Source organism: Paenibacillus sonchi, from assembly GCF_016772475.1.
In the GTDB taxonomy this organism is placed as follows: Bacteria; Bacillota; Bacilli; order Paenibacillales; family Paenibacillaceae; genus Paenibacillus_AQ; species Paenibacillus_AQ sonchi.
Genome location: NZ_CP068595.1, coordinates 4,984,993 through 5,004,027 on the forward strand (window position 1 = coordinate 4,984,993; position 19,035 = coordinate 5,004,027).

Here is a 19,035-nt window from a genome sequence, read left to right on the forward strand (position 1 = left end):
TGGATTTATTGGACGAAATCATGCTGCTCCACAAAGGCGGGAAGCTTGAGACAACATTAAAAAATCCGATCCGGACAAAAGAAGACTTGTCCAAGGTATATACACCGGGTGTTGCGGAGGTCTGTCAGGCGATCGCACAGGATCAGGCGCAGGCCTATGAACTGACAACGAAGAAGAACACCGTAGCTGTGGTATCCGATGGAACTGCAGTACTGGGTCTGGGAGATATCGGCCCGAGAGCCGCCATGCCGGTGATGGAAGGCAAAGCGGCGCTGTTCAAACAGTTCGCCAATGTGGATGCCGTCCCCATCTGCCTCGACACGAAAGGTACGGAAGAGATTATTGCTATTGTAAAAGCGCTCGCCCCTACATTCGGAGGCATTAATCTTGAAGATATTTCCTCTCCGCGGTGTTTTGAGATTGAGAAAAGGCTCCGGAAGGAGCTGGACATTCCGGTATTCCATGACGACCAGCACGGGACGGCCATCGTAGTGCTTGCCGGGCTGCTGAACGCCCTGAAGGTATGCGGCAAAAACATCAAGGATGTCAAAATCGTGGTCAACGGTATCGGTGCAGCAGGCATCTCCGTTTCCAAAATGCTGCTCCATGCAGGGGCTGTGAACCTGATCGGTGTGGATCGGGAAGGTGCCCTCAACCGGCAGGTTGCCTACAGCCGGACACACTGGAACGAATATGCCCGGATGACGAATCCCCGCCTGGAAACGGGCCAGCTGTCGGATGTGATCAAGGATGCCGATGTATTTATCGGTGTTTCCGCCCCGGATGTGCTGAAGCTGGAAGATGTGCTGAACATGGCTAAGGACCCCATCGTGTTCGCCATGGCGAATCCGACACCGGAAATCGATCCAGCCATCGCTGCGCCCCATGTAAGAGTCATGGCGACAGGCCGTTCAGATTACCCGAATCAGATTAACAATGTGCTGTGCTTTCCCGGTATTTTCAGAGGGGCGCTGGATTGTGAAGCCACCGACATCAACGATGAAATGAAGCTGGCAGCGGCGCAAGCAATTTCCTCGGTCATTGATGCTGCGGATCTTCATGAGACGTATATCATTCCGGATGCCTTTGATCCGCGCGTGGTGGAACGAATCCGCGTTGCCGTTGCCGAAGCGGCGTACAATAGCGGTGCTGCCCGTAAAAATCTGCTGATCGGGGCGAATACATAACAGGGTGTGAGCTGCTGCGGGCGGGCGAGTGTCAACCCGGCAGATTGCAAGAAAAAGAGTACTCCAGCTAATTCAGCTGTGGAGTACTCTTTTTTCTTACTGAACAGCTTCCGCCAGGGCCGTGAAGATGACGCCGAGCGCGTAGGCTCCGGCATCCGGGTAGCCGATGCTGCGTTCGCCGACGGTTCCCGCCCGGCCCATCCGGGCGACGATGCCCTCCGTGCTTTTGGCACCTTGAACGGCGGCTTGGGCGGCCTTCATGAATGCCGTATGCAGCGTGTCATTCTGCGCTGCACTGCTCTGCCACGCTTCGGCACAAGGAACGAGGGCGTCAATCAGCGTTTTGTCGCCGACAACCGCTCCCCGGCCGAAGGAACGCTCGCCGGTATCCTGAATCCCCTTGACGGCGGCGGACAGCAGGTCAGCGACTTCCTGAATGGAGAGGGAGGTTTTATTACCTGCGGATTTGCCTGCTGCCCGGAACGCGGAGCCCCAGATCGGGCCTGATGCGCCGCCGCAGTGCTCCATAATAATCAGCGAGCAGGCCTGCAGGAAGCTGCCGGTGTCCGTGGCGTGATTCTCAAGCAGATCATGCCACTCGCTCTTGAGCTGCCTGAAGCCTTTGGCCACACTCATGCCGAAATCCCCGTCTCCGGCATGGGCGTCCAGCTCGCAGAACGGCACCTCGTTCGTGATAATCACTTCGCTCATCTGGTCAACAAGATAGATGATATTGGCTGTCGACAGGCGTTCGTCCCGGATCACGGCATGGGCGGGGTCAGTTTCGTTGGTATAGCTAACCTCGCCGGACTCCGCCTGCCGTTCCAACGGATCAGCATAATGGACAGGTTCGAGGGGTCCCGTAATTCTCAGGGCCGGTGTGTCACACGGGGCGGACAGCCATTGGTTCAGCTCATCGTCGAGCTTCAGGAGAGTAACGGAGGCTCCGGCCATATCAATGCTGGTCATATAGTTGCCTACGAGCGTGCGGCGGACCGTTATGCCGCGTTCCGACAGCTCACGCATTACAGCGTGGTTCAGAACGTACAATTCCTGCAGCGGCGTTGCCCCGAAGCCGTTGACGAGTACGGCCACCTCCTGGCCCCCTGCCTCGCCAAGCTGGAGACTGTTCAGCAGAGCGGATATCATGCGCCCGGCAAGCTCGCCGGCACTGACCACCTTTTCTCTGCGGATCCCCGGCTCCCCGTGGATGCCGACGCCATATTCCATTTCATCCTCCGCAAGCTGGAAGGTGGGAGTGCCTTTGGCCGGAACCGTACAGGAGGTAAAAGCAAAGCCGATGCTGCGCACCCGGTCGGCCGCATGCTGGGCTGCGCGTTTCACTTCTTCCAGGGACAGGCCGGCCTCTGCTGCGGCCCCGGCGACTTTGTGGACGAACAGGGTTCCGGCCACACCGCGTCTGCCGACAGTATACAGGCTGTCTTCTACCGCGATATCGTCCTCCACCTTCACGTAGTCGACGGCAATGCCGTCTTCCCGGGCAAGCTGCGCCGCGTTCTGGAAGTTCATCATATCGCCGCTGTAATTTTTGATGATCAGCAGGGCGCCCTTGCTGCCCGCAGAGCTGCGGAGGGCTTGGTATACCTGGATCTGGGAAGGGGAGGCGAAGACATCCCCGCACACCGCGGCATCCAGCATGCCCAGGCCCACAAAGCCCGCATGGGCAGGCTCATGTCCGCTGCCGCCGCCGCTGATCAGGGTGACCTTGTCCCCGTTGAGCGCTTTTTTGGCAATGATCTTGTATTTGCGGTCAAAAGCCAGCTCCGGATGGGCCATCACCATGCCGCTGCCCATTTCGCGGACTAAGGTTTCCGGCTGATTGATTATCTTCTTCATGGTGTGTTTACACCTTGCCTTTCTTGAAGGCCTGACCCAACTGGTCGGCAACGGTAATCGCTGCGGCTACGGCCTCTGGTGTGACCGGGAACGGCATCGAATGGATCGATTCCTCCGGAATGCAGGCCTTGCGGGCCACTTCCAGCAGCTCTTCCCTGGTGATCGAGTGCACGCCGATATCAGCCAGGCATACAGGAAGGCCTACGGAAGCGCAGAAAGCAAGCACTTCCTGGATTTCGCAGCTGTCCGCATTTTCCAGCACCAGCTGGGCCAATGTACTGAAGGCCACTTTTTCGCCATGGTAATAATGATGGCTGCCTTCCAGAACCGTCAGTCCGTTGTGGATGGCATGGGCTGCCGCAAGTCCGCTGCTCTCAAAACCGAGGCCGGACAGCAGGATGTTGGTCTCAATAATATTTTCCAGTGCCGGGGTCACAACATTCTGATCACAGGCCAGCTTGGCTTTGACGCCATCTTCCAGCAGGGTTTCATAGCAGACGCGGGCCAGGGCAAGCGCAGCCTTGGTGCCTTTGGCTTCCGGGCTGACGCCTTCACGGACTCCGCAGGGGAGCCCGGCATTGACATTGGAGAAGGATCTCGAAGTGGCCCGGGCTTCAAAATAGGTGGACAAAGCGTCCCCCATGCCGGACACCAGGAATCGGGCAGGGGCTTCAGCGATGATGGTTGTATCGATCATGACCACGGAGGGGCTTTGTTTGAAATAAGCATAGTCGTCAAAAGCGCCTTCCGGTGTATAGAGGACCGCAGAATGGCTGGTGGGAGCGTCCGTTGCGGCAATCGTGGGCACGATGATCAAGGCATCGCCTTCGGCTACGCATTTCGCCGTGTCAATGGCTTTGCCTCCCCCGAGGCCAATCGTACAGGCACAAGCATGTTCACGGGCCAGCGCCTGCAGCCTGGCGACTTCCTGGCGGGAGCACTCTCCCTGGAAATTTCCCGTGATCAGGGTAATACCGAACTTGCTGCTGGTGGCATCCAGCTTGGCCTTGACCCGCTGCACATCATCGGGGTGGGCAATCAGCAGGGCGGAGTCTCCGAAGGTCTTCACAAAATACCCCAGGTTAAGCAGCTCGTCTTCCCCTGAATATATTTGGTCGGGCTGATGAACACTTTTCTCATGGCTTTTTCCTCCTAAAAGTTTTGTGAGCTTAACTTCCTGAATGCACTTCGTACAAAACTCGCTTCGAAAGCATACGCTAAGTTTTGTGAGCCTAACTTCCTGAATACACTTCGTACAAAACCCGCTTCGAAAGCATATGCTAAGTTTTGTGAGCCTATCCTCATTATAGACACGGGCTAAATTAGATGCATGGAAGGAAATTGACAGATTTAAGCGTTTTCAGATCGTAAATTTTTGTCATCCTCCGAAAAAATATAATTATCTTGTTCTCTTACGCCAGGTTTCGCTATAATTCAGTATAGAACAGGCATATTTGCCGGGGATGGAGACAAACGGCTATGATGTTATCCAAATATGATCTGAAGTCGATTATTGATCTTGAGAAATGGCAGGCGCTGCAGGATTCTCTGTCTCTCGTCACACAAATGGCGATCATTACCGTCGATTACAAAGGAGTTCCGGTTACCCGGCACAGCCGCTGCCAAGCCTTCTGCCAGGCGGTACGCCGGGATGCCGAGCTGTCCTCCTACTGCCAGAAATGTGATGCGCGCGGCGGACTGGAGGCGGTCCGGCTGAACCAACCTTATGTGTATTTATGCCACTTCAGCATTCTGGATATAGCTATACCCATAACGGTGGACAATCAATATGTCGGAGCTGTGATGGCGGGGCAGGTGCGGCTTGCAGACAATGACGGATCACGGCTGGAGCAGATTGTAACCCGTCCGACAACACCGGAGAGCGCCGGGGCATTCGCAGCATTAAGGCAGGAGTATGAGCAGCTGCCCGTTATGCCGTATGCTCAAGTGGTCACCATCGCCGAAATGCTGTCCCATCTGTGCAATTATATCGTTGAGGAAGCAAGCCGGAAAAATGAAATTATGGATTTGTACCAGCAGGCCCTCGCTGCACCAGCCGTAGATATTCTGCCCCACAAGACGCTGGCAGATTCGTCCTGTCCCGCACCTCAAGCGGTGCAGCAAGAGCTGTCCGATTCCGCTGCACCCATAGAAAGCGGGAACAAAGCAGCGGCCATTCCGGACCTATCCGCTGTCAGCTGTTCCAACCCAACGCTGCAGCCGGCCTTCGATTATATCTACAGCCGCAAGCATGAGAATTTCTCTCTGGAGGCGATGGCCCGGCTCTGTCACATCAGCCCCAGTTATTTCAGCCGGCTGTTCGTGCGGGAGAGCGGAGAGAACTTCTCGGCTTATGTCTCCCGGCTCAAAATCGGACAGGCCAAGCAGCTGCTGGAAACGACCGGGCTGTCGGTTAATGAGATCAGCGATCATCTGAGCTTTTGCGATGCTGGCTATTTTATCAAAATTTTCAAAAAATACGAACAGCGCACCCCTGCAGCCTACCGCTCATTTATCAAAGGTGAGCAGGGCTAAGCATACAGCAGAATGCGATTCGTATCCGGAACACTGAGCGTACTATTGCACAAAGTACAGTCAGGCAACAAATCCACTATTGTTATCCCAAATGAAGACTACGGATTTCAAGTTCAATCTATATCCTATGTAATAACCTTCCGGGAAAAAGGGGATATTACAGGTGTTATGTAAACCTAACGCTTGTGGCGGTGAAGCCAACGGCTGACCCGCTTGTTCCTTTACAATCTTCCCGGTAGCCTATATAATCAATGTAATTGTATATGGATTTACCCGGAGGAGCCTGCCAACAGCGGGCTCTTTTTGTGTTTTTTTATGGGAATTTAAGGCAGGAGGCGGAGCGTATGAACCTCAGATCGAACAGTGAAAGCATTATGGTATGTGTACATTATGGACCGCACGGACAGCGGCTGATTCAAAGAGGAAGCCAGTTATCTCAGTTGTTGAATGCTCCTTTATGTGTACTCACTGTGGATTCATCTAAGGATAATGAGTACAACCATGGGAAGGAGCAATATATCTCCGGGTGGGAGACACTCACTAAGGAAGCCGGAGGAGAATTTCTGGTCCGGAAATGTATGGGGAAGAAAACAGCCGAAGTGATCGTGGACACCGCCCGGGAACGGGGAGTCACGCAGATTATCATTGGCCAGTCCGGCCAGACGCTGTGGCAGGAGATCACCCGCGGTAATTTTATCAATGACTTGATTGAGCTGCTTGGTCCTATTGATCTCCACATAGTAGCTGTACAGCGCTACCCCGATCTCCTGGAACAGTCCCATGAAAAGGGTTTTACCGCTTATCTGGTGAAGAAAGGCGATGCTTATGTGCTTGTGGATGAGCCCGAAGGAGAAGAAGCGGTAAAGGGTTTATTTTTCCGTGAACTGGACACCGATTTCAACAGCGGCTTATTCAAAATCGTTAAGAATGGTGAAGCGCAGTACCTAAGGATTGTACAGGGGGTCTGGGTTAAGCCGGGTAAATAGTTTACTGATTTGAAAGAGGGGGAGTGCGAAGCTGTGCTGCATGCTGCAATCTTAATACCATTTCTGCTGGCTGTTCTGATCCCGCTCGTCAAGCGTTTTCCGCGTCTTCACGCCGGGTGGGCGGTGCTGCCTGCTCCTATGGCTCTTTTTGTGTATTTCCTGCTGCAGATCCGGTCCGTTCAATCCGGGAAAATACTGTGGCCACGGTAGCGTGGATGCCTTCGCTGGGGATTGATATTACCCTGGTGCTGGATGGGCTGAGCCTGCTGTTCGCCCTGCTGATTACAGGGATGGGAGCTTTGGTAGTTTTATATTCGATTTATTATCTGGAAAAGCGGATGGAATCCATCCATAACTTCTACATGTATCTGCTTATGTTCATGGGAGCCATGCTGGGAGTCACGCTGTCTGATAATTTAATGGTGCTCTACGGGTTCTGGGAACTGACCAGTATTACTTCCTTCCTGCTGATTGCCTTCTGGCACCGCCGGGAGAGATCGCGCTACGGAGCGCTCAAGTCGATGCTGATCACCGTGTTTGGCGGACTGGCGATGTTTGCCGGGTTCAACCTGCTGTATGTGATGAGCGGAACCTACAGTATCCGGGAGATTACCCTGCAAGCCGGAGAGCTGTCCCTGGAACCGGTGTTCATTCCGGCTATGCTGCTGATTCTGCTGGGAGCGTTCACCAAATCCGCACAATTTCCGTTTCATATCTGGCTTCCCGATGCCATGGAGGCGCCGACTCCGGTCAGTGCCTATCTCCATTCAGCGACGATGGTCAAGGCGGGGCTGTATCTGGTGGCACGGCTGACGCCCGTCTTCGCCGGACAGTCCGAATGGTTCTGGCTGGTCTCCGTGTGCGGACTGGCCACTCTGTTATATGGCTCGTTCAAAGCCATTAAGCAAACTGATCTGAAGGCGATGCTCGCCTTTTCTACAGTTAGCCAGCTGGGCTTGATCATGTGCCTGCTGGGACTGGGCTCGGCGGCGGCCTTCTTTACAGGTACAGAAGAGTCTCTATTCTATGCTATGGCTACTGCGGCGGCTGTCTTTCATCTGATCAACCATGCGGTGTTCAAGGGAACCCTGTTTATGGTGGTTGGCATTGTAGACCACGAGACGAATACGAGGGATCTGCGCAAGCTGGGCGGATTAATGTCCCTGATGCCGGTTACCTTTTCCGTGGCGCTCATCGGCGCCTTGTCCATGGCCGGGCTTCCGCCGTTCAGTGGCTTCCTGAGCAAAGAGATGTTTTTTACCGCTGTGCTTGATATCCGGGAGCTGCATGTATGGAGTACACAGTTCTGGTTGCTGCTGTTTCCGGTTCTTGCCTGGATAGCAAGCGTATTTACCTTTGTATACAGCATGATCTTGGTCTTCCGGACGTTCACCGGCAAGCTGCAGCCGGAGAAGCTGGACAAAGTGCCGCATGAAGCGCCGCCGGGGCTATTATTTTCCCCAGTGCTGCTAGTTTCCCTGGCGGTGATCTTCGCCTTTTTCCCGGACCTCTTAAGCTCTTCCTTAATTGAGCCGGCAGTAGCTTCGATTCAATATGGGCTGCTGCCGCCGGAGGAAAACCTTCATGTTCCGATCCATTTCTGGCATGGCTGGACTCCGGAAATCTTTATGACCCTTGGCGTAATCGCTGCCGGAACGCTTTTGTATAGGGGCTATAGCAGACTGCGGATCCTGGAGCGTGAATGGAGCGGGAGGGATTCGCTTAACCGTATATATAACCTCAGCATTCGCGCGCTGGAAGGCGGATCAGCCCGCTTCACCAACCTCTATATGACTGGCAGCAACCGGCATTATCTGCTGTACATTTTCGGGTTCTTCATCATTGCCCTGGGGAGTACGCTGCTTGGAGCGCAGGGGATAACCCTGGGCATGACGGACTACGCTCCGGTATCGATGTACGAAGCGGCGGTGGTTGCGGTCATGCTGGCAGCAGCGTTTGCCGTCCCTTTTGCCAAGTCGAGAGTAAATGCCATTTTGTTCACAGGTACGGTCGGATACATGGTGACCCTGCTGTTTGTGATCTTCCGTGCGCCAGACCTTGCCTTGACGCAGATGATCGTGGAGACGGTGTCGGTGATCCTGTTCCTGCTGTGCTTCAGATATTTGCCGAAGCTGAAGCGGGAGAAGGACAAAGCTTCCTTTAAATGGCCGAATCTCATTATAGCTGTGGGAGTTGGTCTGACGATGACACTGATTGCACTGGCGGCGATGGGCAGCAGTCCTTTTGCGCCGATCTCAGAATTTTTCCTTAAAGAAAGCTATTCCCTGGCTGGCGGCAAAAATGTAGTAAATGTCATTCTGGTAGATTTCAGGGGCTTCGATACCCTGTTTGAAATCATGGTTCTCGGCATTGCATCCCTTGGCATTTATGCGCTGGTCCACCTGAGAATGGAGCCAGGGGCGCTGACCCCGGCGGAAAAAAACAAACCGTCACCCTATCTGTTTCCGCTGCGCAGCAATGATGTGATTCTGCGGACGATGTCCAAAGTGATTGTAGTCATTATCCTTACCTTTTCGCTGTATTTGTTTTTTGCCGGACACAATCATCCGGGCGGAGGTTTTATCGGCGCTTTAATGACGTCCGCAGGTCTGATGCTGATGGCGATTTCACTGGGAGTGGATACGGTCCGCAAACTTCTCCCGGTTAATTACCGCGTCCTCACGGCGGCGGGGCTGCTGACCGCGATTCTGACAGCGGCAGGCTCCTTTGCGTTTGGCGCGCCGTTCCTGAGCCATTCCTTTGGCCATTTTGATCTGCCGCTGCTTGGCGATACTGAACTTGCGACAGCGGTTCTGTTCGATCTGGGTGTATATCTGGCAGTCATTGGCGTGACCATGAACGTTATTTTTACCATAGGGGGGATGAGTGAAATGGAATGGATGATGGCTGTAGCGGTCGGTGTTTTATTTACGGTCGGCGTGTATCTGATTTTGTCCAAAACCCTGCTGCGGATTGTACTCGGTACTTCCCTGCTTACGCATGGCGTCCATCTGCTTCTCCTGACTATGGCCGGACTAAAAAAAGGGGCAGCACCAGTATTAGGCGGCAAGGCGGATGCCTATGTGGACCCGCTGCCGCAGGCGCTGATTCTGACGTCCATCGTGATCAGCTTCGGGGTTACCGCGTTCTTCTTCGTACTGGCCTATCGTGCGTACCAGGCTCACGGGACCGATGAATTGGATAACGTCCGGGAGGAGGAGCAATGAATAATCTCTTGGTCATGCCGGTTCTGATTCCCCTGTGTACGGCTGTTCTATTGATGTTTCTGAAAGAGCAGGTGCTGGTGCAGCGGTGGATAAGCACACTGGGCGGAATTCTGAATCTTGTTGTGTCGGTTATACTGGCCGCGCGCATCCATCATGAGGGCATACAAACCTTGCACATGGGGGGCTGGGCTCCGCCTTATGGCATTGTGTTTGTAGGAGACATGTTTGCAGCACTGCTGGTATTGACGGCGTCGGTGGTGAGCCTGGGGATTCTGCTGTATTCCTTCACCAGCATCGGTGCGGAGCGGGAAAAATTTTATTACTATACCTTTTTTCATTTTCTGCTTGTGGGCGTATACGGTTCTTTTCTGACCGGAGACATCTTCAATCTGTTCGTGTTCTTTGAAGTGATGCTAATCTCGTCCTACGCGCTGATATCCCTGGGTGGAATCAGGTTGCAGCTCCGGGAAACCTCTAAGTATCTGCTGATTAACATTGTGTCCTCAACGCTGTTTGTAGCAGCAGTTGCTTACCTGTATGCAGCGGTGGGCACACTGAATATGGCTCACCTGTCCCAGCGTATTCACGAGGCAGGGCAGGGCGGTGTTCTTAATGTGATCGCTGTGCTGTTTCTGATCGTCTTTGCTCTAAAGGCCGGGCTGTTCCTGTTCTTCTGGCTCCCCGGCTCCTACAGTGCGCCGCCGGCAGCAGTCCGGGCCTTGTTCGGGGCGCTGCTTACCAAAGTGGGGCTGTACGCCATTATAAGAACTTTTACGCTTATCTTTGCCGAAGATCCTGATTTCACGAATGGCTGGATCGCCTGGATGGCGGCGGCTACGATGATTCTCGGCTCACTGGGTGCCGTTGCATACAATGATATCCCGCGCATCCTCAACTACAATGTCATTGTCAGTGTGGGTTTTGTCGCCTTCGGATTGTCTGCGGGAACACCGGATGCACTGGATGGAGCTGTTTTTTATCTATTGCACGATATGCTGGGCAAGGCCCTTATGTTCATTCTCGGAGGGTTAATGATTGCCGCTGCGGGTACGGATCGGCTTGAGCACATGGGAGGGCTGATCAAACGTTACCCGCTGCTGGGCTGGAGCTTTTTCGCACTGGCACTGGCACTTGCCGGCATCCCCCCATTCAGCGGATTTCCCGGTAAAGTGCTGATCATCCGGGGAGGACTGGATGCTGGAATGCTGACGTTATCCCTCATCGGACTGGGTTCTAGCCTGCTCGTGCTGTACTCGCTGATCAAGGTGTTCAGACTTGCCTTCTGGGGCAATATGCCGGACACGGAACCGCCCAAGGTTAAACTAAAAAGCGGGACGGCGGTGGCTGCCGGACTCCTCGTTCTGGTCATCCTGATGGGCCTTGGAGCAGAGCGGGTGAATACCTATGTATCACAGGCGGGGGAAGTGCTTGGTTCGCCCCGGCTTTACATTGAAGCTGTATTGAAGGAGTAGATGAAGATGGCTGTTCAAATCTTATTAAACCTGATGACTGCGTTTCTGTGGATGATGCTGAGCGGCGACGGGTCAGGCTCAAGCTTTGTAATCGGCTATCTGCTGGGAAGCGGAATTCTGATGGTGCTGCACAAGTTCCTTCCTGAGCCGCTTTATTTGAACCGCGTGTGGTCCATAGTGAAGCTGCTGGCACTGTTTCTGCGGGAACTGGTCTGGTCCAGCTTTGCGGTCATCCGGCAAATTATTCGTCCCAGACTGACCGTTCGTCCGGGCATCTTCGCCTATGAAACCGCACTTCGATCCGATTTTGAGGTCACCCTGCTCTCATGCCTCATCTGTCTGACACCGGGGACGCTAACGCTGGAGGTGTCGGGAAGCGGCCGGACCCTCTATATTCACGCTATGGATATTGAGGACGCCGGCCAGCTCTCCCGCCAGATCGAGGGAACCTTTGAAAAAGCGATTATGGAGGTGACCCGGCAATGATTCCGATACTTCTTAATATTTCACTGACGATCCTGGCACTGGCCATGCTGGCCTGCCTGTACAGGCTGATTCAAGGCCCAACCCGTTCAGACCGGATTGCTGCGCTGGACACCATCGGCATCAATCTGCTGGCGGTGGTCGCGGTACTGAGCATGCGGCAGAAGACAGAGGATTATTTCGAAATTGTCCTTGTAATCGGAATTCTGACGTTTATCGGGACTACGGCATTAGCCAGATATATTGAAAGAGACACGGTTATGGAGCATGGAGGTGATAAGCTTGATCGGTGAGCTGCTAATTGTGATACTGGTATTGCTGGGCGCATTGTTTTGCGGGCTTGGCGCGTTTGGACTGGTCCGGCTGCCGGATGTCTATTTACGTTCCCATGCCGCCACCAAAAGTGCTACACTGGGTGTATTGTGTGTGCTGACAGGAGCCTTTCTGTTTTTTTACTTCTATATAGACATAGTCAGCATCAAGCTGCTGCTCGCGATTGTATTCGTCTTCATCACTTCTCCGGTTGCAGGGCATCTGAATGGCCGGTCGGCTTACCGCTCGGGTGTGCCATTATGGAAGGGCAGCGTGCAGGATGATCTGAAGCCGGTGCTGGAAAAGAATGAGACGAAGGAGAATGATTCACAGTATAAATAATAGTAAACTAAAGAATATTGTCTTTTTCGCTGAATTCTGTAAAAGAAGCGGGGGAACCACCGCGTGTGCAGTTTTGCAACTGGCATGCCAAGGGGTGAATCTCGAACATTCGAGTAGGGCTACTCTTCAGGCCCGAATCCGTCAGCTAACCCCGTAAGCGTAGAAGAGAGGAGACGAATGGATTGCCGCAAATTCAACTAAATGGAACTACTATCTACTACGAAACCTATGGTACAGGGGTGCCGGTTGTTTTTATTCATGATCACCTGACCTCGCATCATCTGTTTGAGCCGCAAATTGAGTATTTTCGTGACCGTGTTCAAGTGATTGTTCTGGATCTGAGAGGGAACGGGTTGTCCGGAAAAATGGATGTCGAGGTTCACCGCATTCTGGATACCCAGTGTGAGGATCTGAAGGAGCTGCTCCGCCGTCTGAGGCTGCTGAGCGTGATTCTCGTCGCAAGCTCCGGCGGGGGTGTGCTGGCCCAGAAATTCGCTGTGCAGAACCCGGAGCTGGTACGTGCGCTGGTGCTGGTGGACAACTGTTCGAACGGACATGATTCCACGTTAAATAACCGGTTATGGGGAATTGTCGAGAGATGCTCATGGATATCGTATTATTTGCCGCCTGAGCTGCTTCTGCGCTCCCTGAGAATCGCCTATAACAAATGGCTGCCCGCTTATCATATCCTCCGGAATGAGCTGCTGCATAAACGGCCAACCGAAGGGATCAAACAGCGGATTGCCCTGCGCCAGATTGATATTCTTGCCTATGCGGCCAAGCTGCAGGTTCCTGTGCTGTGTGTAACCGGAAGCCAGAATGAGTGGAGGCTGGCGCAGGCGAGCAAGAACGCCTCCATGCTGCCTTCGGCGCAGCTGGTGGTGCTGGATGATGCCATGTACCCCAGCCATCTGTGCCAGCCGCAGCTTTTTAACCGCCTGCTGTTAAATTTCCTGATCGACCAGCATGCCATTCATCAGCGGGGCGACGGGCTGGAGGGCGGATGATACCGCCCTGCTGAGCCATCAGTCAGAAAGGGCAGCTTGCAGCAATAGATCCTCGGAAGCCGAAAACATGCCTGTTGCCTGCACAGGTCTGTTCCAGTGCTCCTCTTTGCCGGGCAAATCATCGAACCACCGGACAGTCCAGAATCATGAACTTGCCGTATTCCCCGTCTCTGGATTGGTGATACTTGAGATACGCCTTGCCTTGATCAATCGCCAGAATCTCTATTTTTCCGGAGGAATGGCTCATGGCCAGCCGCACTCTTTTGCCCAGACCGGAGGTTCGTGATTTGGCTTGCTCAACAATGCGATAGACACGTTCAAGGGGGAGAACAAACTCCCGGTTGCCGGCGACTGGCCGGTTAACGAAGAAATAATAGGGAGTGACTCCGGCCCAGGATAGACGGAGCAGTTCTCCGAGAACTTCCGGGTCATCATTGATTCCTTTCAGGACAGGGGTTTGATTGACGACAATGGCACCGGCATGGTGAAGGGCTTGAAATGCTTTGCGGGCTTCGGCTGTGATTTCATGGGGATGATTAATATGCGCCATTACATAGATCCGGTGTTCTTCAGTCGAGTAAGTCCGAATGATATTCAGGAAATCCTCATCCTCATAAATGCGCATGGGATTGAAGACGGGGATTTTGGAGCCGAGACGGATAATCTTGACATGCTCAGATCTGACAGCTTAGCAATCTTGCTGATATCCGTTATGTACTTTACCTTTTGCATGTACATCTCTCCCTAGTCTTATTTAGTGATAAGAAGGGGGAATCGTGTCAAAAGCCAAACTGCAGCCAGCAGGGTCTGAAAAGCACAAAAAGAGACCCTTAACAAGGGTCTCTGGTTATGTGAAATAACTAAAAAAGCAGACCCGTCCACTACTGACGAGGTTAGCTGACGGACTCGGGTAAGATGGTACCCTAACATTCTGATGCTTAATGATTCGCCCCAATTGACTGGTTCCCCCGCTTTCCAGCTGAAAATGCTGGGAATTAAGCGCTGTTAGAGTATACTCTATAAAGTTTGTTAAAGTCAAAATTCAATAGCTGAGGTGACAAATGAATCATTTCGATGAAATCTTCATTCAGGTTCTAATCCTGCTTGCTGTATCCATGGGCGTTATAGCGGTTGCCAAAAAGCTTAACCAGCCATATTCCATTGCACTGGTAGTGGTTGGACTGCTGCTGGGTTTTGTGCATATTCCCGTCTTGGAGGAGGCGGAGGTTTTTATCACACAGTCGCATGTGTTTCAAGCAATTATCATTTCTTTATTCCTGCCGATCCTTTTGGGTGACGCCACACTGAAGCTGCCCTTTTCGCATTTGAAAGAACAGAGCAAACCGGTGCTTGCTTTGGCTTTTGGCGGAACGCTGCTGTCATTTCTGATTATCGGTCTTGCGGTATATTTCGGCTTGGGACTGCCCTTGATTGTATCCTTTACATTTGCGGCGCTGATGAGCGCAACAGACCCGATAAGCGTCATATCCATCTTCAAATCTCTCGGTGTGCCCAAAAATGTGGTAACCATCATTGAAGGGGAGTCTCTTTTCAATGACGGTATTGCTGTTGTACTGTTCCAGATTTCCTCTGTGTACCTGCTCTCATACATGGAAATGGGATGGGCGGGAATCGGCAGCGGTATTCTGCTGTTTCTGAAGTTTGCGCTCGGGGGCATCCTGGTTGGTGCCATTATGGGTTATTTGTTCTCACAGCTGATCCGCCTGTATGATGATTTTCCGCTGGAGATTGGTTTTTCCATGCTGCTGTTTTTTGGGAGCTACTTCATTTCAGAGCACTTCCATGTCTCCGGAGTTATAGCGGTTGCCGTTAGCGGGTTGATCTTCGGCAATTATGGAGCACGGATCGGCATGTCCGAAACTACGAAGACGAACATTAATTCCTTTTGGGATGTGATCACCCTCGTGGCGAATTCCTTGATCTTCCTGATGATTGGGCTGGAAATTAAAAATATTGATTTCTCGGACAAATGGTGGCTGATGCTGGCTGCGATTGTTATCGTATTACTTGGCAGAACCATCGCACTCTACTCAAGTCTTGCGTTCTTGAAGAATTTCCCCGGCTCCTGGAAGGCAGTGCTGAATTGGGGCGGATTGAAGGGAAGCCTGTCGATTGCGCTCGCCTTAAGTCTGCCCATGTCTTTTGAAGGGAGGCAGGACATCTTGGTGCTGACGTTCAGCGTGGTCCTGTTCTCACTTCTGGTGCAAGGCTTGTCGATCAAGCCGCTGGTGAAGAAGCTTGGGTTAAGTCAGGATTCCCGGTCAACGCCATAATCTTGCTTGATCAGCCCCCCAATTCCCCCTTGTCCTGTGTGCGGATGCCAACCGCAGAATAAGGGGGTTTTTGTGCCTTGCAGGCATAAAAAGGCGTGTTCTGAAAAAAATTCGCCCGAATTTTGGCGGGCCGCAAAGCAGGCGGATTCATTCACTTCCTGCGCACTGCTGGCTGAAGCCTTGCAAGTCCAGAGGTATTAAGGGTTTCAGGCGTTTTCAGCCCTGCCCAAACTCCGCTTATGATAGCGCTCACAAAATAAGCTGGAATGGGCTTGTTCTGTTCTGTTTGCAAACGCAATCAGGCTGTGTTATCTTATCTGCCGCTCTTGACGCGCTTAGAAAGCCTTTGTTTTGGTTTTTACAAGCAGACGCCAACAGCAAGTCAATTTCACAGCGCTGAGCTTGACTGGGTCTGGAGACAGACTGTCTGGTCTCGGCGATCACTTCAGCCCTCTTTTTTGACCATTATTCAGACCCGGATGCTTTGCAGCTTCAGGATTCGATCCGAAATATGGGACTCAGCGAAGTCCTGTCCTCCCAGTTACAAATTCCTGCCGATCATCCGCTTCACGAACGTATCGTTCAGGAATATCAAAAGCTCTGCATGAGCTATCCTCACATGGCCAGCAACGGTTTTGAATCACTGATCCACAGCATTGGCGGAGCAGCCTTCTTGAAGCATTGAAATTTATAAATTCATTCTAAAAAAACGGAAGTCCGGAACTTCATGTGATGTTTTTGGGCTTCCGTTTTTTTGGTGCGCATATATAATTAGCAGTGTGTTTTTATTTCTGAAAATAGGTTGATAACCTATGTACTTTGTGATTTAATGCAGTAGGGGATTGATAACACGAGCGGGGCAGTCCATCATTTTTTTGAAAGGAAATGAATTGTTTCATGAAGAAATCATTGAATAGCATTTTAAACCGGCCGATTCTATTATTCACCTTCGTGCTGCTGCTCAAAAGCGCCGTGGCCTGGTTTGTCGTGTTCAGCGACGGTCCGAACTGGAGTATGGTCTTCACCGAAATTCCCTTTTTCATCATTGTATTCAGTCTGATTGAATGGCTGTCCTCCAAACGGAAGATTCTGTACTACATGATTGCGAATTTGTTCATCACGGTGATTTATTTTGCCGTCCTGATGTATTACAAATATTATGGTGTGATTGCGACCTATCATGCACTGCAGCAAGCGGATAAGGTTACTAAGGTCGGAGAGAGCACCTATTCCCTGATTACGCCGTATTATCTGTTTATTTTTGTGGATATCGTCTTCTTCCTGTTTTTTATGTTCCGGCCTAAATATATTGCCAAATGGAAGGAGAGAGGCACATACCGCATCAGCCGCCCAGTCCTGCTTACCGTGGCCGCCGTTTCGCTCGCGCTGTGCTTCTTCAATATCTGGCCTAACCATGCGAGCATGAACGAGATAAAAAAAGCGGAGAGCATGGGGATTCTGAACTATGAAGTTTACACGCTGTTCGCGGACAGCACGGAGAACGAAGAGCTTATAGACAGCAAGGAGATTACCCAGCAGGCCGTGGATACGGTTAAAGGGGTTCAACCCCCGCAGCAGCCGCAGTACGCCGGGGCTGACAAGGGCAAAAACCTGATTATCGTGCAGATGGAATCGTTCCAGAACTTTCTGATCGGACTGACCATTGACGGGCAGGAGATCACACCGAACATCAACAAGCTGGCGCACAGCAATACGTACTTCAATAATTTTTACACCAATGCGGGCCAGGGGACGACCTCGGATGCCGAGTTCGTGGTGAACTCCTCATTCTATGTGCCCAAGAATGAACCGGCAACGTCATCGCCTTATATGAACAAATCCGTGCCCAGCCTGCCGAAGCTGCTGAGTGCGAACGGTTATTTTACAGCTACTTTTCACACCAACAGTGTGGAATTCTGGAACCGCAAGGCTCTGTACCAGGCGATAGGCTTTGACAAGTATTATGACCAGAGCTTCTATGGCGATGATGATCATATCGCATTCGGATCTTCGGATGAGGTGCTGTTCGCCAAAACGGTTCCGGAGCTGGCCGCACTTGATGCCAAGGATCAGCCGTTCTATGCGATGGTCATTTCCATGAGCGCCCACCATCCGTTCCGCATTCCCGAGGAGAAGTTCAAGATGAAGCTGCCGGAGCGCTTAGAAGGTACGCTGCTGGGGGACTATATTCAAGCCCAGAATTATGCCGACTATGCGATGGGGCAGTTTCTGAAGGACCTGAAGACCAGCGGACTGTGGGATGACAGCCTGATTGTGTTTTACGGAGATCATCAAGGCGTGCCGATGTACACCCTGGGTGAGGATGAGAAGGCTCTGCTGCAAGAGATGATCGGACATGAGTACGGTTATACGGATATGTTCAATATTCCGTTCATCGTCCACTCGCCGGGCGGCTCTCTGCCTGCGGTTGTAGACCGGACGGGCGGACAGATTGATATTCTGCCGACAGTATCCAATTTGCTGGGCGTGCCGCTGCAGAATCAGCTGCATTTCGGGGAGGATTTGCTCAACTCGGACTCGAACCTTATCCCGTTCAGACATTTCCTGCCTACAGGTTCCTTCGTGAATAATACGAGCATTTATCTGACGGGGAATGATTACGCGGATGGAAGCAACTATAGTCTAAGCGATAATTCGGTCGTCCAGGGCGGCTCTACAGAAGCGCAGTTCGAAGCTGCGGAGCGGCTGCTGAACCTGTCGAACAGCTATCTGCTGCAATTGCCGGACCGTCCGGACCAGCAGTAAACCGGAACAGTAAGTATGGGGCTTACCCTGTGCTTACTGTTTTTTTGTGCGGAACATAAGATTTCTCAGTCCTCCAGCTGCCCGTTGATTTCTTCAAAATAGTGATAGACCCCGTTCAACAGCTCAATCAGCGCTCTGCTGCGCTCCTTGCCGAGATAGTCAATCATCCCCTTGAACGTATCACGGATTCTGGCCACAGCAGCGTCGGCCAAACGTACGCCTTTGTCTGTCAGAGCAATCCCGCTGACCCGCTTATCCTGGGCATCGCTGGTGCGGACCACATAGCCCTGCGCCAGCAGGCTGTTCACCATTTGGGTGATGGTGGGGGAGGTGACCTTGTGCATTTTGCTGATGTCGGAGATGGTAAGCACCGGCTTCCCGGATTTCTCGGTCCCTAATCTGATCGTGATCAGCACGCGTATCTCACTGGGCTTTAGCAGCGATGGATTGTTCTTCTGCCAGTTGATCTTGGAGAATTGCTGAAATGCTTCCATCAGCTCGTCGATTTTGTCATATCTGTCTTCGTTCATCTGTACACCTCATGGACTTGTTTCCTCTAATTATAGG

At 52.3% G+C, this 19,035-nt stretch carries 13 protein-coding genes, 4 pseudogenes and 2 riboswitches; of the genes and pseudogenes, 13 read left to right on the plus strand and 4 right to left on the minus strand.

The genetic code is table 11. From position 1 onward, the window contains the following. Positions 1–20: 20 nt before the first annotated feature. Positions 21–1,187, plus strand: coding sequence for an NAD(P)-dependent malic enzyme (locus tag JI735_RS22120; RefSeq protein ID WP_083886957.1), 1,167 nt, complete (start codon positions 21–23; stop codon positions 1,185–1,187). Positions 1,188–1,283: 96 nt separating this feature from the next. On the opposite strand, the gene dhaK is transcribed toward JI735_RS22120, so the two are convergent. Together dhaK and JI735_RS22130 are read right to left on the minus strand one after the other, a co-directional pair. Beyond that, positions 1,284–3,044: a dihydroxyacetone kinase subunit DhaK gene (gene dhaK, locus JI735_RS22125; RefSeq protein ID WP_202676444.1), complete on the minus strand. Its 1,761-nt coding sequence runs from the start codon at positions 3,042–3,044 to the stop codon at positions 1,284–1,286. A gap of 7 nt (positions 3,045–3,051) precedes the next feature. Next, positions 3,052–4,184 (minus strand): annotated as a pseudogene (locus JI735_RS22130) (glycerol dehydrogenase). A 339-nt stretch (positions 4,185–4,523) separates the two neighbouring features. Here JI735_RS22130 and JI735_RS22135 point away from each other — a divergent pair. The 9 genes and pseudogenes from JI735_RS22135 to JI735_RS22175 all read left to right on the plus strand — a co-directional run bounded on the left by JI735_RS22135 (position 4,524) and on the right by JI735_RS22175 (position 13,408). Beyond that, positions 4,524–5,579 carry an AraC family transcriptional regulator gene (locus tag JI735_RS22135; protein ID WP_325175530.1) on the plus strand — a complete coding sequence of 352 codons (1,056 nt, stop codon included), beginning with the start codon at positions 4,524–4,526 and terminating at the stop codon, positions 5,577–5,579. Between the two features lie 344 nt (positions 5,580–5,923). After that, entirely contained in the window at positions 5,924–6,565 is a 642-nt protein-coding gene (locus JI735_RS22140) for a universal stress protein (RefSeq protein WP_039839523.1), read from the plus strand. A gap of 33 nt (positions 6,566–6,598) precedes the next feature. Next, a pseudogene (locus tag JI735_RS22145) lies at positions 6,599–9,444 on the plus strand (Na+/H+ antiporter subunit A); the annotation flags it as partial. 24 nt (positions 9,445–9,468) lie between these two features. After that, a pseudogene (locus JI735_RS22150) lies at positions 9,469–9,792 on the plus strand (Na(+)/H(+) antiporter subunit C); the annotation flags it as partial. Beyond that, on the plus strand, positions 9,789–11,264 hold the full coding sequence (locus JI735_RS22155) for a Na+/H+ antiporter subunit D (protein ID WP_039839512.1): 1,476 nt from the start codon (positions 9,789–9,791) through the stop codon (positions 11,262–11,264). The pseudogene JI735_RS22150 and the gene JI735_RS22155, both read left to right, overlap by 4 nt. Positions 11,265–11,270: 6 nt before the next feature. Beyond that, on the plus strand, positions 11,271–11,750 hold the full coding sequence (locus tag JI735_RS22160) for a Na+/H+ antiporter subunit E (RefSeq protein ID WP_039839510.1): 480 nt from the start codon (positions 11,271–11,273) through the stop codon (positions 11,748–11,750). Further along, positions 11,747–12,040, plus strand: coding sequence for a Na(+)/H(+) antiporter subunit F1 (locus tag JI735_RS22165; RefSeq protein WP_039839508.1), 294 nt, complete (start codon positions 11,747–11,749; stop codon positions 12,038–12,040). The genes JI735_RS22160 and JI735_RS22165 overlap by 4 nt, the downstream gene beginning before the upstream one ends. Then, on the plus strand, positions 12,024–12,401 hold the full coding sequence (gene mnhG, locus JI735_RS22170) for a monovalent cation/H(+) antiporter subunit G (RefSeq protein WP_233182841.1): 378 nt from the start codon (positions 12,024–12,026) through the stop codon (positions 12,399–12,401). Before JI735_RS22165 ends, mnhG begins: the two co-directional genes overlap by 17 nt. 17 nt (positions 12,402–12,418) lie before the next feature. Further along, a riboswitch (cyclic di-AMP (ydaO/yuaA leader) is annotated at positions 12,419–12,576 on the plus strand. Between the two features lie 7 nt (positions 12,577–12,583). Next, a complete protein-coding gene (locus JI735_RS22175; RefSeq protein ID WP_039839503.1) occupies positions 12,584–13,408 on the plus strand; it encodes an alpha/beta fold hydrolase in 825 nt (274 codons plus the stop codon). A gap of 18 nt (positions 13,409–13,426) precedes the next feature. Here the strand turns inward: JI735_RS22175 and JI735_RS22180 are convergent. Further along, a pseudogene (locus tag JI735_RS22180) lies at positions 13,427–14,084 on the minus strand (KamA family radical SAM protein); the annotation flags it as partial. Between the two features lie 191 nt (positions 14,085–14,275). After that, positions 14,276–14,420, minus strand: a riboswitch (cyclic di-AMP (ydaO/yuaA leader). Positions 14,421–14,469: 49 nt separating this feature from the next. On the opposite strand from JI735_RS22180, the gene JI735_RS22185 reads away from it, so the two are divergent. The 3 genes from JI735_RS22185 (at position 14,470) to JI735_RS22195 (ending at position 18,468) form a co-directional block, all read left to right on the plus strand. Continuing rightward, positions 14,470–15,702: a cation:proton antiporter gene (locus tag JI735_RS22185; RefSeq protein WP_039839500.1), complete on the plus strand. Its 1,233-nt coding sequence runs from the start codon at positions 14,470–14,472 to the stop codon at positions 15,700–15,702. Between the two features lie 511 nt (positions 15,703–16,213). Continuing rightward, positions 16,214–16,387, plus strand: a complete 174-nt coding sequence (locus JI735_RS22190) for a hypothetical protein (protein WP_157771518.1) — start codon at positions 16,214–16,216, stop codon at positions 16,385–16,387. Between the two features lie 212 nt (positions 16,388–16,599). Beyond that, the gene (locus tag JI735_RS22195) at positions 16,600–18,468 is read left to right on the plus strand and encodes an LTA synthase family protein (protein WP_039839498.1); all 1,869 of its coding nucleotides are present in this window, start codon (positions 16,600–16,602) and stop codon (positions 18,466–18,468) included. A gap of 65 nt (positions 18,469–18,533) precedes the next feature. On the opposite strand, the gene JI735_RS22200 is transcribed toward JI735_RS22195, so the two are convergent. Further along, positions 18,534–18,998, minus strand: coding sequence for a MarR family winged helix-turn-helix transcriptional regulator (locus JI735_RS22200; protein ID WP_051052325.1), 465 nt, complete (start codon positions 18,996–18,998; stop codon positions 18,534–18,536). Positions 18,999–19,035: the final 37 nt, after the last annotated feature.

What these genes read in the sequence shown, in the direction of transcription:
- JI735_RS22120 (WP_083886957.1), top strand. Translation starts at nt 21, where the DNA reads ATGCTGCTCCACAAAGGCGGGAAGCTTGAGACAACATTAAAAAATCCG.
- dhaK (WP_202676444.1), bottom strand. Translation starts at nt 3,044, where the DNA reads ATGAAGAAGATAATCAATCAGCCGGAAACCTTAGTCCGCGAAATGGGC.
- JI735_RS22135 (WP_325175530.1), top strand. Translation starts at nt 4,524, where the DNA reads ATGATGTTATCCAAATATGATCTGAAGTCGATTATTGATCTTGAGAAA.
- JI735_RS22140 (WP_039839523.1), top strand. Translation starts at nt 5,924, where the DNA reads ATGAACCTCAGATCGAACAGTGAAAGCATTATGGTATGTGTACATTAT.
- JI735_RS22155 (WP_039839512.1), top strand. Translation starts at nt 9,789, where the DNA reads ATGAATAATCTCTTGGTCATGCCGGTTCTGATTCCCCTGTGTACGGCT.
- JI735_RS22160 (WP_039839510.1), top strand. Translation starts at nt 11,271, where the DNA reads ATGGCTGTTCAAATCTTATTAAACCTGATGACTGCGTTTCTGTGGATG.
- JI735_RS22165 (WP_039839508.1), top strand. Translation starts at nt 11,747, where the DNA reads ATGATTCCGATACTTCTTAATATTTCACTGACGATCCTGGCACTGGCC.
- JI735_RS22185 (WP_039839500.1), top strand. Translation starts at nt 14,470, where the DNA reads ATGAATCATTTCGATGAAATCTTCATTCAGGTTCTAATCCTGCTTGCT.
- JI735_RS22190 (WP_157771518.1), top strand. Translation starts at nt 16,214, where the DNA reads ATGGGACTCAGCGAAGTCCTGTCCTCCCAGTTACAAATTCCTGCCGAT.
- JI735_RS22195 (WP_039839498.1), top strand. Translation starts at nt 16,600, where the DNA reads ATGAAGAAATCATTGAATAGCATTTTAAACCGGCCGATTCTATTATTC.
- JI735_RS22200 (WP_051052325.1), bottom strand. Translation starts at nt 18,998, where the DNA reads ATGAACGAAGACAGATATGACAAAATCGACGAGCTGATGGAAGCATTT.